Origin of the sequence: Streptomyces sp. NPDC048603 (assembly GCF_043199475.1) — a bacterium.
Lineage (GTDB): Bacteria > Actinomycetota > Actinomycetes > Streptomycetales > Streptomycetaceae > Streptomyces.
Genome location: NZ_JBICVY010000005.1, coordinates 1 through 15523, shown reverse-complemented (window position 1 = coordinate 15523; position 15523 = coordinate 1). Strand labels below are relative to the sequence as shown.

Here is a 15523-nt window from a genome sequence, read left to right as displayed (position 1 = left end):
CGGCCGGGGAGCGTACGCCGGTTCGGCCACACCGGCGCGCCGCCCGCGCCCTGGCACATTCACCCGGCACCTTGCCGGATGCACATTGCCCGCCGGACTTGCCGAAGTTCGGGCGATCGCAATACCGATGCTTTCCAGCCGAGCAGGCTTCGGGTAACCTCCGAGGTCAGCGCGAGTCTTTCGCGCGCTCTCGGCATGAATTCCAGGACAGCGGGACCGGTATGCGCCTTGTCGGCAATTGACGGGACGGCTAGCCGAAACACCGTGTGAACACATGTCGTATAAACTCCGCAGACTGGGCACAGAGTTGGCGCGCGGCCATTGCCCCACAGCCCCCCTCTGGCCCCAGAATGCGACAGCGCCCTCCGCACGCACTGTTCTTCCCACCGGTCTCCCAAGTGAGAGGCGACCCACATGCCGCTGCATGTCCCCCCGGCCCCCGCGCCCGCCCTGCGCAGCGTTCTCGCGGCACTCGGTTCCCCCACCGCCGTCCGCGACGATCACACCCCGGCCCTGCGCGCCCTGCAGGGACCGGTGACGGCCGAACTCCCGCTTCCCGTCCATGTCCTGGACCGGGTGAGCGCCGGAGGCCGGCCACCCCGCACCCGTCTGGCGGCCTGGCGGTTCCTCATCCGCAGCGGTGACCGGTTCGTGGCCGCCGCCGACACCCGTCTCACCCCCGACGGCTGGGCCTTCTCCCACTTCTTCGAGGGGCCGTACGTCGCGGCCACCGAACGGGCGCTGCGCCAGGCCGAATCCCTGAGTGCGCTGGGCGCCTCCTACCAGCCGCGGCTGCTGTCCGTACCGGAGCTGTACATGCTGACCCTGTGGCTGCACGGGGCACCCGGGGCGGATCCCGCCGGGGGCCTGCCGGACGCCGCCGACCTGCTGGTCCCGCTGGCACCGGCCCCGCCCGGGATCGCGGCGTACCGGCCGCATCCGTTCTCGGAGCTGCTCCCGGTGATGACGCACCGGCTCACCCCGCCCGCGCTCGCGGGTGAGGCGGCCGCCTGACCCGGTTGCCCCATTCGGCCTAGTCCCCCCGGGCCAGGCCATAACCATCCGAATTGGCAGGGGAGTTGAGCTGAACCGCCCGCACGAGTGATGCGTCATCAATCCCAGAGGACAGCTACCGGGAAATCCCTGCGGAGCAGAGCCCGCGGGGCAACACTGGGATCCTGACCAACCGCGATCGATACGGGGGGCGGCCATGAACAACGCATCGAGCCGCAGCACACAGACGACACCGCAGCGAAAGAACGCATCCATGTGCCAGCACCAGCCTGCCTGCCCATCAGCCGACTCCGCCGACCGGGAGGCCGCGCGGCCCGTGGCCAACCACCCGGAGCAGGGGTGGAGCCTGCTGTGCAACGGCGTCCTGCTCTTCGAGGACACCGGTGAGCTGCTGCCGGACGGCCAGATCATCGCCCCGCACCGCCCGCTCGCGGCGGCGCACGTGGTGAAGGCCGCCTGACGGCTCCGGACAACGGCCGAGGGGCCGGCCCGGGGATCACTCCCCCGGACCGGCCCCTCAGCCGTTCACGGACGTCGGTCGTTCACGGACATCGGTCGTTCACGGACCTGCACGGAACCAACCTCAGTTGTCGTACTCGTCCAGCGGCGGGCAGGAGCAGACCAGGTTCCGGTCACCGAAGGCACCGTCGATGCGGCGCACCGGCGGCCAGTACTTCTCGGACGCGACGACCCCGCCCGGGAAGACCGCCTCGTCGCGGGTGTACGGGTGGTTCCACTCGCCGCCGAGCGCGGCCGCCGTGTGCGGGGCGTTGGCGAGGGGGTTGTCGCCGGCCGGCCACTCGCCGGAGGCGACCTTCTCGATCTCGGCGCGGATGGCGATCATCGCGTCGCAGAACCGGTCGATCTCGCCCAGGTCCTCGGACTCGGTGGGCTCGATCATGAGCGTGCCGGCCACCGGGAAGGACATCGTCGGCGCGTGGAAGCCGTAGTCGATCAGGCGCTTGGCGATGTCGTCGACCGAGACGCCGGTCGACTTCGACAGCGGGCGCAGGTCGATGATGCACTCGTGCGCGACCAGCCCGCCCGGGCCGGTGTAGAGCACCGGGTAGTGCGGCTCCAGGCGCTTGGCGATGTAGTTCGCGCCGAGCACCGCCACCTGGGTGGCGCGCTTGAGGCCCTCGCCGCCCATCAGGCGCACGTACGACCAGGAGATCGGCAGGATGCCGGCCGAACCCCACGGGGCGGCCGAGATCGGGCCGACGCCCGTCTCCGGACCGGCGGTCGGCTGCAGCGGGTGGTTCGGCAGGTACGGCGCGAGGTGCGCGCGCACCCCGACCGGGCCCACGCCCGGGCCGCCGCCGCCGTGCGGGATGCAGAAGGTCTTGTGCAGGTTCAGGTGCGAGACGTCGCCGCCGAAGTGGCCGGGCTTGGCCAGGCCGACCAGGGCGTTGAGGTTGGCGCCGTCCACGTACACCTGGCCGCCGGCCTCGTGGACCAGGGCGCAGATGTCCGCGACGTGCTCCTCGAACACGCCGTGGGTGGACGGGTAGGTGATCATCAGCACGGCGAGCTCGTCACGGTGCTGCTCGATCCTGGCGCGCAGGTCCTCGACGTCGACCTCGCCGTCCTCGGCGGTCTTGACCACGACCACCTTCATGCCGGCCATCACGGCGCTGGCTGCGTTGGTGCCGTGCGCCGAGGAGGGGATCAGGCAGACGGTGCGCTGCTCGTCGCCGTTGGCGCGGTGGTAGGCGCGGACCGCGAGCAGGCCGGCCAGCTCACCCTGGGAACCGGCGTTCGGCTGGATGGAGACGCTGTCGTAGCCGGTGACCTCGCAGAGACGTTCCTCCAGCTCGCGGATGAGCGTGGCGTAGCCCTGGGCCTGGTCGATCGGCGCGAAGGGGTGCAGCTGGCCGAACTCGGGCCAGGTCACCGACTCCATCTCGGTGGTCGCGTTGAGCTTCATGGTGCAGGAGCCCAGCGGGATCATGCCGCGGTCCAGCGCGTAGTCCTTGTCCGAAAGCTTGCGCAGGTAGCGCAGCATCGCGGTCTCGGAGTGGTGCTGGTGGAACACCGGGTGCGTCAGGTACGTGTCCGAGCGCAGCAGGCCCTCGGGCAGCGTGTCGGCGGCGGACGCGTCCAGGGCCTCGAGGTCGGCGGTGACGCCGAAGGCGGCCCAGACGGCCTCGATGTCCGCGCGCAGGGTGGTCTCGTCGCAGGAGACGGAGACGTGGTCGGCGTCGACGGGGTACAGGTTGATGCCGGCCTCGCGGGCGGCGGCGACGACCTCGGCGGCCTTGCCCGGGACCCGCGCGGTGATCGTGTCGAAGAACGAGCCGTGGACCAGCTCGACCCCGCCGGCGGTGAGACCGGCCGCGAGCAGCGCGGCGTACCGGTGGGTGCGGCGGGCGATGGTCTTCAGACCCTCCGGGCCGTGGTAGACGGCGTACATGCCGGCCATGACGGCGAGCAGCACCTGCGCGGTGCAGATGTTGCTGGTGGCCTTCTCGCGGCGGATGTGCTGCTCGCGGGTCTGCAGGGCCAGGCGGTACGCCCGGTTGCCGTCGGCGTCGACGGAGACACCGACCAGGCGGCCGGGCAGCGAGCGGGCGTGCTTGTCCTGGACGGCCATGTAGCCGGCGTGCGGACCGCCGAAGCCCATCGGGACGCCGAAGCGCTGGGTGGTGCCGACCGCGATGTCCGCGCCCAGGGCGCCCGGGGAGACCAGCAGGGTCAGGGCCAGCAGGTCGGCGGCGACGGTGACGATCGCGCCGAGCTCGTGGGCCTGGTCGATGACGGCCTTGATCTCCCGGACGGCACCGGAGGCGCCCGGGTACTGGAGCACGACACCGAAGACGCCGCGCTCGGCGATCTCCGCGGGGATGCCCTCGGACAGGTCGGCGACGACGACCTCGATGCCGAGCGGCTCGGCGCGGGTCTCGATCACGGCGATGGTCTGCGGCAGGGTGTCGGCGTCGATGAGGAAGACCCCGCCCTTGACCTTGCCGACCCGGCGGGCGAGCGTCATCGCCTCGGCGGCGGCGGTGCCCTCGTCGAGGAGGGAGGCGCCGGAGGTGGGCAGACCGGTCAGGTCGGCGACCACGGTCTGGAAGTTGAGCAGCGCCTCCAGACGGCCCTGCGAGATCTCCGGCTGGTACGGCGTGTACGCCGTGTACCAGGCCGGATTTTCCATCACGTTGCGCAGGATCACGGGCGGGGTGAAGGTCCCGTAGTAGCCGAGACCGATCATCGGACGCAGCACCTGGTTGCGGTCCGCGAGGGTGCGGAGCTCCGCGAGGACCTCGGCCTCGGTACGCGCCGAGGGCAGGTTCAGAGCGCCGGCGCTCTTGATCACATCCGGTACCGCGGCGGCGGTGAGCTCGTCGAGGGAGCCGTAGCCGACCTGGGCGAGCATCTTCGCCTGGGCCTCGGCGTCGGGGCCGATGTGGCGCTCTTCGAAGGGGATGCCCCGCTCCAGCTGGGAGAGCGAAATGCGGTTGGCGGTCATGTACGGAGGCCTCCTGGTCTGCTGGTCTGCGCGACCTGCGAGGGGTACCACGGCGGGCACCCGGACGGCCTCCCCCTCTGTCATCTCAACCTGAGAGCTTCACCGGCTCCCGGGGGTCGCCCGGTGACGCCGGCTTTCACCGTCGGTGAGGGAGGAGTGTCGGCACCGCGGTCCCGACGTCCACCCTTCTTTCCAGAGTGGCCTCGTCCATGCGGTACGTCTGCCTGAGAGATTCCGGGGAGGATTTGCTCCTTCGGCGCCTCCGTCCCGGCTCGGTCGGAGGACTCTCCCGCACGGGGTCGACAGCCGTCACCCAGACTACCAGCGCCGTTCCCGGGCCTTCCGTGGCTCCCTCAAGTGGCCCTCTCCCCGAATATGCCCTTTCGTTGTCCTTACGGAGGAGTTGCGACCATATGGAGGGACCGTGCAGACCGACATCGATCCGCGCAGCCTGATCGGCCGCAAGGCGTTCGACCGCAACGGCGTCAAGATCGGCACCGTCGACGAGGTCTATCTCGACGACGCGACCGGCGTCCCGGAGTGGGCGGCCGTCCGCACGGGCCTGTTCAGCCGGGACGCGTTCGTCCCCCTGGAGCCCAGCGAGCTGGTGAACGACACCCTCCGGGTCCCGTTCGAGCGCGCCTTGATCAAGGAGGCGCCGGACTTCGGGGTCGGCCGCCACCTCTCGCCCGAGCAGGAGCTGCAGCTGTACCACCACTACGGCCTGGACGTGGCCCTGCCGAGCGACTTCCGCAACGGCCAGGACAGGGACTTCGGCCGGCTGGCGGGCGACGACGGCTGAGCCGCGTCCACGAGAGGACCTACGCCGCGTCCCCCGGGCGGCCCCGGGCGCCCTCCGCGGGCTCCGCCGCGCTCGCCGGGGCGGGGGTGTGCCACGGGACCGGCAGGTCGCCCGCTGCCGCCGGCTCGATCAGCGGCAGCGGCTCCGACGGCTCCAGCTCGGGGTCGTCGACCAGGAACGTCCGCACCCGGCCCGGCGGCGACCACGGCTGCTCGAAGCGGACCGTGACCCGGCCGACCCCGCTGCCCTGGACCCAGCCCGGACCGTAGAGGGCGTGCCGGACGTCACTCCCGGCCGGCCAGCGCCGTTCGACCGGGGTCTCGGCCTCCTGGACCGGTTCGGCCGTCACGGGCTCCACAGGGGCCTCGGGAGCCCCGTCCGGCTCAGCCGCGAGGGTCTGGGCGAAGAGGTCCTCCTGGGTGTAGTCCGCGAGGCCCGACACCCCCACGCCGAGCAGCCGCACCCCGCCCGTGGTGTCCACCCCGTCCAGCAGCCGGCCGGCCGCCTCGCGGATGACCGCGGGGTCGTCGGTGGGCCCGCGCAGGGTCTCCGACCGGGTCAGGGTGGAGAAGTCGTACCTGCGCACCTTGAGCACGATGGTGCGGCCCGAGTGGCCGGAGGCGCGGAGCCGGCCCACGCACCGGTCCGCCAGCCGTTGCACCTCGAAGCGGATCCGGACCCGGTCGTGCAGGTCCACGTCGAAGGTGTCCTCCACCGAGACCGACTTGGCGTCCCGCTCGGCCACGACCGCCCGGTCGTCCAGGGCCAGCGCCATCCGGTAGAGCGCCACACCGTGTGCGCGCCCCAGCATCCGGACCAGCTCGTCCTCGCCCGCCTCGGCCAGCTCCCCCACCGTGGTGATCCCGGCCCGGCGCAGGTGCTCCCCGGTCGCCGGCCCCACCCCCGGCAGGGTCCGGACCGGCATCGGCGCCAGCAGCGCCCGCTCCGTGCCCGGCTCGATCATCATCAGCCCGTCCGGCTTGGCCTCCTCGGAGGCCACCTTGGCCAGCATCTTCGACCCGGCCAGGCCCACCGATCCGCTGAGTCCGGTCACCGCCCGGATGTCCGCCCGCAGCCGCTCCCCGACAGCCCGGGCCGAGGCCGAGTCGAAGGCGACCCCGCCCGCCTCGAGATCCACGAAGGCCTCGTCCAGGCTGAGCGGCTCGACCAGCGGCGACAGCGCCCGCAGCAGCTCCATGACCTGGTCGCTGACCGCCCGGTAGAGGGTGAAGCGGGGGAACAGGTAGGCGCCGTTCGGGCAGAGCCGCCGTGCCTGGCCCATCGGCATCGCGGAGTGCACCCCAAAGCGCCGTGCCTCGTACGAGGCGGTGGCCACCACCCCGCGCGGCCCGAGCCCGCCCACGATCACCGGCTTTCCGCGCAGGCTGGGCTTCGCCGCCTGCTCGGCAGAGGCGTAGAAGGCGTCCATGTCCAGGTGGAGGATGGTCGGCGCGGCTCTCACACCCCCGATGCTGCCTCACCCCACTGACAGCCGGGTCACACGTGTCACACCGGACGGCCCGGCGGGGGTCAGACGGCCCGGTTGCGCCGGGCCGCGAGCTCGTCGGACGGGTTGTGGCCGACCAGGGTCTCCCCCGTGTCGACGCGCTCCCCGTGCAGCTGCGAGAGCGCGTTCTCCACGTCCCGCCAGACCACGCCCACCGCGATCCCGAAGATGCCCTGGCCGCCTTGGAGCAGGTCGACGACCTGGTCCGGCGAGGTGCACTCGTACACGGTCGCGCCGTCGCTCATCAGCGTCAGCCGGTCCAGGTCCGCGAAGCCGCGCTCGCGCAGGTGCTGGACGGCCGTACGGATGTTCTGCAGCGCCACCCCGGTGTCCAGGAAACGCTTGACGATCTTCAGGACGACCACGTCGCGGAAGCTGTACAGGCGCTGGGTGCCCGAGCCGTAGGCCGGACGCACGCTGGGCTCGACCAGTCCGGTCCGCGCCCAGTAGTCGAGCTGCCGGTACGTGATCCCCGCCGCGGCACAGGCCGTCGGTCCCCGGTAGCCGATCTGCTCGCGGGCCTGCCCACCGCCACCGGCCGGCCCGACCGGCGCCACGGCCGCGCATTCCGGCGACCGGCGCGCGGAACCCACCGCACTCCCGTGCAGCGGGTAGGGCCCGCCCTCACCCCGCGCGGGGACGCCCCCGGTCGTACCGTCGCCCGTGACTCTCACGCCGACCCTCCGTCCTTGACCTGCCATCTCGACGGTAGGCAGTCACCAGGGCAGCGTCAACGATCGCCACACTCGGCACGCCGAGTGATAATCACCCTGAGAGTGGTTTCCCGTGCCCTGAATCGGGGAAAGGCTACTCGAATGGGGTGGAACACCCGCCACCATGCACCGATCTCATCGATGTCACCGGTGGCCGGTGCGTCACTGGTTGCTGGTCCCGAAGTCCTCGGGCGAGATCTGGTCGAGGAACTCGCGGAACTTCTCCACCTCGTCCTCCTGCTCGTCCGGGATCGCGATCCCCGCGTCGTCCAGCACCCCGTCACTGCCGTAGATCGGCGTACCCGTGCGCAGCGCCAGCGCTATGGCGTCGGACGGCCGCGCGCTGACCTCCACCCCGCTGGCGAAGACCAGCTCCGCATAGAAGACCCCCTCCCGCAGATCCGTGATCCGGACCTCGGTGAGTTCCTCTCCGAGCGCGTCCAGCACGTCCTTGAACAGGTCGTGCGTCAGCGGCCGCGCAGGCGCCATGCCCTGCTGGGCGAAGGCGATCGCGGTCGCTTCCCCGGGACCGATCCAGATGGGGAGGTACCGGTCGCCTCCCACTTCACGCAGGAGCACGATCGGTTGGTTGGAGGGCATTTCCACCCGGACACCCACAACGTCGAGCTCGTTCACACAGCAACCCTAGGACCTGCCGTGTGGGTTTGGGTAGTCGGGGCGGCACCCGCTCAGTTCAGACGTACCCCGAGGGCCGTCTGCACCAGGGCCTCGTGCAGCCGTACGGACAGCCCGGCGAGCTCCTTCATGGTCGCCTCGGCATGGGCCCTGGTCTGCGGGTTGCGGTGCCGGCGCAGGGGTGCCACCACCTGTTCCACCAGCCCGGCCTCCCGGTCCGCGGCCGCCTTCATGGCCCGCAGGTGACGGGGTTCCAGCCCGAACCGGCCGAGATCGGCCACCAGCCTGGCCACGGCGACCGCCTGGGCCTCGAAACCGCCCTCCGGCGTCTCCGCCACCAGGCCGTACGACTCCCACTCGGCCAGCTGCGCCTCGTCCACCTCGGCGGCGGCGAGCAGCTCGGCCCGGCCCACCTTGCCGACCGTGGCCCGCTCCGGGGCACCGGAAGCCTCGTCGCCGTGCGCCGCCGGGCCCGGGATCCGGGCCGGCTCACCCGGCTCGCGCCCGTCGAGCTGGTCACGGATGACCTTGAGCGGGAGGTAGTGATCACGCTGCAGCCGCAGGATCCGAGCCAGCCGCTCGACGTCCTCGGCACTGAACTTGCGATATCCGGACGGGGTGCGCCGGGGCTCCACGAGCCCTTCCGCTTCCAGGAAACGGATCTTCGAAATCGTGACTTCGGGGAACTCGTCGCGGAGCATGGCGAGCACCGACCCGATGCTCACCAGCCGCTCCGCCGAGCCGGCGGCGCCGTTCCCGGCACCGCCCGTCGGTGTACGCAGCATGGACCTTCCCTGGGATGCCCCCGGACGGAAGCCCGGGGGGAATTCAGAGTCAGATGCCTCGCTGGCTCGCGTAGAACACCAGCCGGTACTTGCCGATCTGCACCTCGTCGCCGCTGTTCAGGGCGACGGAGTCGATCGGGTTCCGGTTGACGTACGTGCCGTTGAGGCTGCCGACGTCGGCGACGGTGAAGCCGCCGTCCGGGCTCCTGCGGAACTCGACATGCCGCCGGGAGACGGTGACGTCGTCCAGGAAGATGTCGCTCTGCGGGTGCCGGCCCGCCGTGGTCAGCTCACCGTCCAGCAGGAAGCGGCTGCCCGAGTTCGGACCGCGCCGCACGATGAGCAGCGCGGAGCCCGACGGGAGCGCCTCCACCGCGGCCTGGGCCTCGGGGGACAGCGTGGGCGACGGGTGCTGTCCGGTCACCTCGGCCTCGTAGGCCTCCAGGCCCGAGATCGAGATGGTGGACGTGGTCTCCGAGGCCCGCTCCGGCGTCAGCCCCGCCCGCAGCGGCGCGCCGCAGTTCGAGCAGAAACGGCTGGTCGCCCGGGCGCGGTGACCGCACCTGCCGCACACCTGGTCGGCCGACGCGGACGCCTCCCCGGGCCGCGGCTGCCCCGCGGAGACATGAGTGGCGTACGGGTCGGAGTCAAACCCTCCACCCGCAGTCGAGGTTGACGGGTCACCGAAGCCTATGCGTGCGGTACCGGCGGGGTCAGCGGCCGACGCGCCCTGACCTCCCGGGAGGTCGCCCTGGCCGGCGACCTCGTCCCGGAAGAGCGGCCGGTCGCCCTGCCCTTCCCCGTGACCCGCACGGTGCTTGGCCGCACCGCTTTCCTCACGGTTCTTCTTGCCGAACAACTTCTCAAACAACTTCACGGGCGATTCCCCTTGACCGAAACAGACCCGCCCGTGGGGCAGGACGAACTCCGAATGACACACCTGCCGACCCGGACATTCTCACAACGTCCGTAACCACCAGACAGTTTCCACCACGCACCGCGACTTCCGTGCGTCGACCCCCCGCAGGCTCGCGCCCACGTGGAACGCTGCGTCCTCCGTCCCGCCTCATGACGATGACGACCGAGCGTAGTCAGGCTGCTTCGCCGGCCGCAAGGCGTCAACAACGATCTTGGGCGACCGTACGACAGTGGCCGTGGCCTGCTCCTTCTCCAGCGTCTGGATGACACCGCCGGGAATGTTCAGTGCCGGTTCCAGATCCTGCGGCTTGCCGATGACCTTGAACTCGTAAGGCTGTGCGATCTTCTTGCCGTCGATGCCGACACCGCCGTCCTCGTCCGAGAAGTAGGTGTCCGCCACCACGCGCACTCCGTTGACCTGGATGGCCTCGGCACCGGCGGCCCGCAGCTCCTGGATGGCGTCCAGCAGCATGTCGGACTGCACCAGACCCTGGGAATCGGAGACCTTGAGCGTGATACCCGGACCCTGGGCTGCCACCGTACCCGCCAGGATGCCCAGTTGGCGCTCCTTCTCCACGGTTTGCCTGCGCGCCTCTTCCGCCTGGTTCGAGCTGCTCTCCAGTTCCCGGCGCTGCTCGTCCAGCCGCTGCTTCTCGTCCTCCAGGCGCTGGGTGCGCCCGTCGAGCTCGTCGAGGATGCGGACCAGGTCCTCCTGGCGGGCTCCGCGCAGCGCGCTGGACTCGGTGTGGGACCGCACCTGGATGGCCAGCCCCAGGCCGAGCACGAACAGCAGGAGCGCCACGATCAGTTGGGCGCGGCTGAACTTCGGCGGCCACAGGCCGGCCCTCAGCCGCTGCCGGCCGGTCTCCTCGGGCCCGGGCGGCGGTCCGGGCGGCGGGCTGACCCGCTCCGGCCGTTCCGGTTCCGGCTCGGGCCGCTTCGGCTCGGGCCGCATCGATTCGGGCCGCATCGACTCGGGCCGCTTCGACTCGGGGTCCGGCCGCTGCTGCTCCGGCTGCTCCGGCTCGGGAGTCCCCTCCGGGGGAGTGTCATGCGTACTCATCGGACCGCCCTCACGCCCGGAACACGTGCCTGCGGATGGCCGCGGCGTTGGAGAAGATGCGGATGCCGAGGACGACGACCACACCGGTGGACAGCTGGGCGCCGACGCCCAGCTTGTCGCCGAGGAAGACGATCAGCGCCGCCACCACGACGTTGGACAGGAAGGACACCACGAAGACCTTGTCCACGAAGATGCCGTCCAACATCGCGCGGAGACCGCCGAACACCGCGTCCAGCGCCGCCACGACGGCGATCGGCAGATAAGGCTCGACGACGGCCGGCACTTCGGGCCGGACCAGAAGCCCGACCACCACTCCGGCCACCAGGCCCAGTACCGCGATCACGATGCACCCTTCTTCGGCTCTGCTGCTGTAGCTGTACGTACGGTCAGGCTCGACGCGGCCGGCAGCCGCACCTCGTTCTCGGCGGACAGGGAGTACCGGATGCCGTAGTTCTCCTGCAGCACGTGCAGGTACTGGCCGTCGGCACTGTCCTGGAATGCGGTGCCCAGCCGTCCCTTGTCACCGACCGCGAGCACCTCGTACGGCGGCACCAGTGGCCGGTTGTCGACCAGTATCGCGTCACCCGCTGCCCGGATCGCCGACAGCGAGGTCAGCCGCTGCCCGTTGATGGACACCGCCTCCGCGCCCGACTGCCACAGCCCGTTCACGATCCGCTGCATGTCCCGGTCCCGCAGCCGGCCGGTGTCGGAGAAACCGGTGTTCTCCCGCGGCCCGCCGCCCTCCGCCGCGGAGCCCTTGGCATCGTCGACGACCAGCTTGATCCCCGGGCCGCGGACCTCGGTGGCGCCGGAGAGCAGCGCGACGAGCTGCGCCTGGTCACCGCCGTGCTGTTTGAGGGCCGCCCGCTGCCGCGCCGCCACGTCCTCACGCAGGGTGTCGACGTCCTTCTCCAGGACATCGGCCCGGCGGTCGGCCCGCTCGACCCTGTTGATCAGCTCCTGCCGCTCCTTGGCCAGCACCGGCGCGCTGAGCCGCGTCTCGGCGGCACCCAGCGTGACGATCGCCGCGGCGACCACCAGACCCGCGGCGAGACCCAGCTTGGCCTTCAGCGTCCGGGGCAGGCCGGCCGCGCCGGCCGCTTCGCGCCGGGCCGCGGCTTCCGCGTACCCCTCGTCCAGACTGTTGTCCATCACGTGCGTCAGCAGCGACATGGAGGCGTCCGGACGCGCGGGCGGCTGGGAGCTCCGGTTCTGGGACGGCTGCGACATGCCGCACATCGTCGCACGTCGGCGCGCCCATCACCGAATGAGGGCGCCCCCGGGCTCCTGTCCGGGGGCGCCCTCCGGGCTCAGTGCCCGGCGCCGTCCACCACGCCGGCCCACTCCTCCAGCAGGGCCTGCGCGGACTCGTCGTCCGGGCCCTCGGCCCACAGGTGGGTCACCGCTTCCGAGGGGTCGGGCAGGACCAGCGCCCAGCGCCCGTCCGCCTCGACCACCCGCACACCGTCGGTGGTGTCCACGTGCCGGTCTCCGGCCGCTTCGACCACCCGCCGCATGACCAGGCCCTTGACCGCCCACGGGGTCGGCACGTCCCGCTTGAGCACGTGCGCACGCGGTATCCGCGCATCGATCTGGCTCAGGGTGAGCTGCGTCCGCGCCACCAGGCCGATCAGCCGGACGAAGGCCGCGGAGCCGTCGAAGACGCTGCTGAACTCCGGCACGATGAACCCGCCCCGGCCGTCACCGCCGAAGATCGTGTTCTCGGCCCTGCCGACTCTGGTCAGGTCGTCCGGCGAGGTCGTCGTCCATTCCACCTGCGTGCCGTGGTACGCCGCGACCTGCTCGGCGATCCGCGTGGTGGTCACGGGCAGCGCCACCCGGCCGCTGCGCCGCTCGGCCGCGACCAGGTCCAGCAGCACCAGCAGCGCCCGGTCGTCCTCGATGATCCGCCCGCGCTCGTCGACCAGCGAGATCCGCTCCCCCACCGGGTCGAAGCGCACCCCGAACGCGGCGCGCGCCGAGGCGACGATCTCGCCGAGCCGTACCAGTCCGGACCTGCGGGATTCCGCCGTCTCCGTGGGCCGCGTCTCGTCCAGGCCCGGGTTGATGGTGAGCGCGTCCACCCCGAGCCGGCCGAGCAGACTGGGCAGCACCAGGCCGGCACTGCCGTTGGTGGCGTCCACGACCACCTTCAGCCCGGACTCGGCGATGCCGGTGGTGTCCACCCGCCGCAGCAGCGAGCCGGTGTACGAGTCGAACACGCTGGACGGGAACTGCAGATCACCGATCTCGCCGGGGAACGCCCGCCGGTACTCCTGGCGCGCGTACACCCGGTCAAGTTTCCGCTGCTGCGCCTGGGAGAGGTCGGCCCCGCGCTCGTCGAGGAACATGATGTCCACGGAGTCCGGCACCCCGGGCGAGGTCCGGATGATGATTCCGCCGGCGCTGCCCCGCGCGGTCTGCTGCCGGGCCACCGGCAGCGGTACGTTCTCCAGGTCCCGCACGTCGATGGCGCTGGCCTGCAGCGCGGAGATCACGGCCCGTTTCAGCGCCCGCGCACCGCGGGAGTGGTCACGGGCGGTGGTGACGGTCGAGCCCTTCTTCAGGGTCGTGGCGTACGCACCGGCCAGCCGGACCGCGAGCTCGGGCGTGATCTCCACGTTCAGGATCCCGGACACGCCACGCGTGCCGAACAGGTGCGCCTGGCCGCGGGACTCCCAGATCACGGAGGTGTTGACGAAGGCGCCCGCCTCGATGGTCTTGAACGGGTAGACCCGCACGTTGCCCTGCACGATCGATTCCTCACCGACCAGGCACTCGTCGCCGATGACCGCGCCGTCCTCGATCCGTGCGGCCCGCATGATGTCGGTGTTCTTGCCGATGACGCAGCCGCGCAGGTTGCTGTGCTGACCGATGTACACGTTGTCGTGCACCACGGCCTTGTGGAGGAAGGCCCCGCTCTTGACGACCACGTTCGACCCGACGACGGTGTGCTCGCGGATCTCCGCCCCGGCTTCGATCTTGGCGTAGTCCCCGATGTAGAGGGGCCCGCGCAGCACGGCGTCCGGGTGTACCTCGGCACCTTCGGCGACCCACACTCCCGGGGAGATCTCAAAGCCGTCCATCTCGACCTGGACCTTGCCCTCGAGCACGTCGGCCTGTGCCTTGACGTAGCTCTCGTGGGTGCCTACGTCCTCCCAGTAGCCCTCGGCGACGTAGCCGTAGATGGGCCGGCCTTCCTTCATCAGCTGTGGGAAGACGTCGCCCGACCAGTCCACCGGGACGTCCGGGTCGACGTAGTCGAAGACCTCGGGTTCCATCACGTAGATGCCCGTGTTGACGGTGTCCGAGAACACCTGGCCCCAGGTCGGCTTCTCCAGGAAACGCTCGACCTTGCCCTCCTCGTCCACGATGGTGATGCCGAATTCCAGCGGGTTCGGCACCCGGGTCAGGCACACCGTGACCAGTGCGCCCTTCTCCTTGTGGAAGTTGATGAGGTCGGTGAGGTCGAAGTCGGTGAGCGCGTCACCGGAAATGACGAGGAAGGCATCGTCCTTCAAGGCCGCCTCGGCGTTCTTCACGCTGCCGGCGGTGCCGAGTGGCTTCTCCTCGTTGGCATAGGTGAGCTCCATGCCGAGTTCCTCGCCGTCACCGAAGTAGTTCCGCACCAGTGACGCCAGGAACTGGACGGTGACCACGGTCTCGCTGAGCCCATGCCGCTTGAGCAGCCTGAGCACGTGCTCCATGATCGGCCGGTTCGCCACCGGCAGGAGCGGCTTGGGCATGCTTGAGGTCATGGGGCGAAGGCGTGTGCCCTCGCCTCCGGCCATCACGACGGCCTTCATGTCGGATTACTCCTCCTCGGCTCAATCGGCCACAGCGTCCGCCTTCACGAGCCGGCGAACCTGGACCACGTAAAGGATCCCTGCCCACCAGTAGAGGGTTGTACCCCATCCAGCGAACGCCCATCCGAAAACAGACGCAAGCCAGGCCAACCATCCCGTGCCATCACTGAGGAGGAGCAACGGGAAGGCATACATGAGGTTGAAGGTCGCGGCCTTCCCGAGGAAGTTGACCTGCGGCGGCGGATAGCCGTGCCGGCGCAGGATCAGCACCATGACCGCCAGCATGACCTCACGGGCGAGCAGGGCCAGAGTGAGCCACAGCGGTAGAATTTCGCGCCAGGTCAGACCGAAGAGGGTCGAGAGGATGTAGAGCCGGTCCGCGGCCGGGTCCAACAGCCGCCCGAGACTGCTGACCTGGTTCCACCGCCGCGCGAGCTTTCCGTCGAGGTAGTCGCTGACACCGCTCAACATGAGCACGAGCAGCGCCCAACCGTCGTACTCCGCAAGGATCAACCAGAGGAACAGGGGTATGCCGGCGAGCCGAGCCATGCTCAGGATGTTCGGAATGGTGAAAATTCGGTCGGTCTGAACCCGAGTCTCCTGGACCTCCACCCGGGGGCCTCCACTGTCACTGTTGAACGTGCGAACGATGCCTCTTGACCCTACAGGAGAACACATGTGCCCTGAACGCAAGAAAGCCCCGGACCATGAGGTCCGGGGCTTCCCGCAATGATTGTTCGGCGGCGTCCTACTCTCCCACAGGGTCCCCCCTGCAGTACCATCGGCGCTGAAAGGCTTAGCTTCCGGGTT

At 70.5% G+C, this 15523-nt stretch carries 14 protein-coding genes, 1 rRNA gene and 1 riboswitch; of the genes, 3 read left to right on the top strand and 12 right to left on the bottom strand.

Annotated features, from left to right (window positions below; translation table 11 throughout):
* The first annotated feature begins 414 nt into the window (after positions 1-414).
* Both ACGFQ9_RS12915 and ACGFQ9_RS12910 read left to right on the top strand, forming a co-directional pair.
* Positions 415-1014: a hypothetical protein gene (locus ACGFQ9_RS12915; RefSeq protein WP_393573792.1), complete on the top strand. Its 600-nt coding sequence runs from the start codon at positions 415-417 to the stop codon at positions 1012-1014.
* Positions 1015-1267: 253 nt separating this feature from the next.
* Positions 1268-1474 (top strand): DUF5999 family protein, encoded by a 207-nt coding sequence (locus ACGFQ9_RS12910; RefSeq protein WP_351308967.1) that lies wholly within the window; start codon positions 1268-1270, stop codon positions 1472-1474.
* Positions 1475-1597: 123 nt separating this feature from the next.
* Here ACGFQ9_RS12910 and gcvP read toward each other — a convergent pair whose 3' ends face one another.
* Positions 1598-4483: an aminomethyl-transferring glycine dehydrogenase gene (gene gcvP, locus ACGFQ9_RS12905; RefSeq protein ID WP_393573791.1), complete on the bottom strand. Its 2886-nt coding sequence runs from the start codon at positions 4481-4483 to the stop codon at positions 1598-1600.
* 202 nt (positions 4484-4685) lie between these two features.
* Positions 4686-4785, bottom strand: a riboswitch (glycine riboswitch).
* 122 nt (positions 4786-4907) lie between these two features.
* Between gcvP and ACGFQ9_RS12900 the strand changes: the two genes are divergently transcribed.
* Positions 4908-5285, top strand: a complete 378-nt coding sequence (locus tag ACGFQ9_RS12900) for a PRC-barrel domain-containing protein (protein ID WP_393573790.1) — start codon at positions 4908-4910, stop codon at positions 5283-5285.
* A 19-nt stretch (positions 5286-5304) separates the two neighbouring features.
* Here ACGFQ9_RS12900 and ACGFQ9_RS12895 read toward each other — a convergent pair whose 3' ends face one another.
* From ACGFQ9_RS12895 to rrf, 11 genes are all read right to left on the bottom strand, one after another.
* Complete coding sequence (locus ACGFQ9_RS12895) at positions 5305-6747, bottom strand: DNA polymerase IV (RefSeq protein WP_393573789.1); 1443 nt, start codon at positions 6745-6747, stop codon at positions 5305-5307.
* Between the two features lie 68 nt (positions 6748-6815).
* Positions 6816-7466, bottom strand: coding sequence for a MerR family transcriptional regulator (locus ACGFQ9_RS12890; protein ID WP_393573788.1), 651 nt, complete (start codon positions 7464-7466; stop codon positions 6816-6818).
* A 201-nt stretch (positions 7467-7667) separates the two neighbouring features.
* Positions 7668-8141 (bottom strand): bifunctional nuclease family protein, encoded by a 474-nt coding sequence (locus tag ACGFQ9_RS12885; protein ID WP_393573787.1) that lies wholly within the window; start codon positions 8139-8141, stop codon positions 7668-7670.
* A 53-nt stretch (positions 8142-8194) separates the two neighbouring features.
* Positions 8195-8926, bottom strand: a complete 732-nt coding sequence (locus ACGFQ9_RS12880; protein ID WP_393573786.1) for a MerR family transcriptional regulator — start codon at positions 8924-8926, stop codon at positions 8195-8197.
* A 49-nt stretch (positions 8927-8975) separates the two neighbouring features.
* On the bottom strand, positions 8976-9803 hold the full coding sequence (locus ACGFQ9_RS12875; protein WP_393573785.1) for an FHA domain-containing protein: 828 nt from the start codon (positions 9801-9803) through the stop codon (positions 8976-8978).
* Positions 9804-9992: 189 nt separating this feature from the next.
* On the bottom strand, positions 9993-10907 hold the full coding sequence (locus tag ACGFQ9_RS12870; protein WP_393573784.1) for a DUF881 domain-containing protein: 915 nt from the start codon (positions 10905-10907) through the stop codon (positions 9993-9995).
* Between the two features lie 10 nt (positions 10908-10917).
* Positions 10918-11250: a small basic family protein gene (locus ACGFQ9_RS12865; RefSeq protein WP_281207173.1), complete on the bottom strand. Its 333-nt coding sequence runs from the start codon at positions 11248-11250 to the stop codon at positions 10918-10920.
* A complete protein-coding gene (locus ACGFQ9_RS12860; protein WP_393573783.1) occupies positions 11247-12146 on the bottom strand; it encodes a DUF881 domain-containing protein in 900 nt (299 codons plus the stop codon). The genes ACGFQ9_RS12865 and ACGFQ9_RS12860 overlap by 4 nt, the downstream gene beginning before the upstream one ends.
* A gap of 71 nt (positions 12147-12217) precedes the next feature.
* Positions 12218-14713 carry a sugar phosphate nucleotidyltransferase gene (locus tag ACGFQ9_RS12855; protein WP_393573782.1) on the bottom strand — a complete coding sequence of 832 codons (2496 nt, stop codon included), beginning with the start codon at positions 14711-14713 and terminating at the stop codon, positions 12218-12220.
* 21 nt (positions 14714-14734) lie between these two features.
* Positions 14735-15325: a CDP-alcohol phosphatidyltransferase family protein gene (locus ACGFQ9_RS12850; RefSeq protein WP_393573781.1), complete on the bottom strand. Its 591-nt coding sequence runs from the start codon at positions 15323-15325 to the stop codon at positions 14735-14737.
* Between the two features lie 123 nt (positions 15326-15448).
* Positions 15449-15523, bottom strand: a 5S ribosomal RNA gene (gene rrf / locus ACGFQ9_RS12845); the annotation flags it as partial.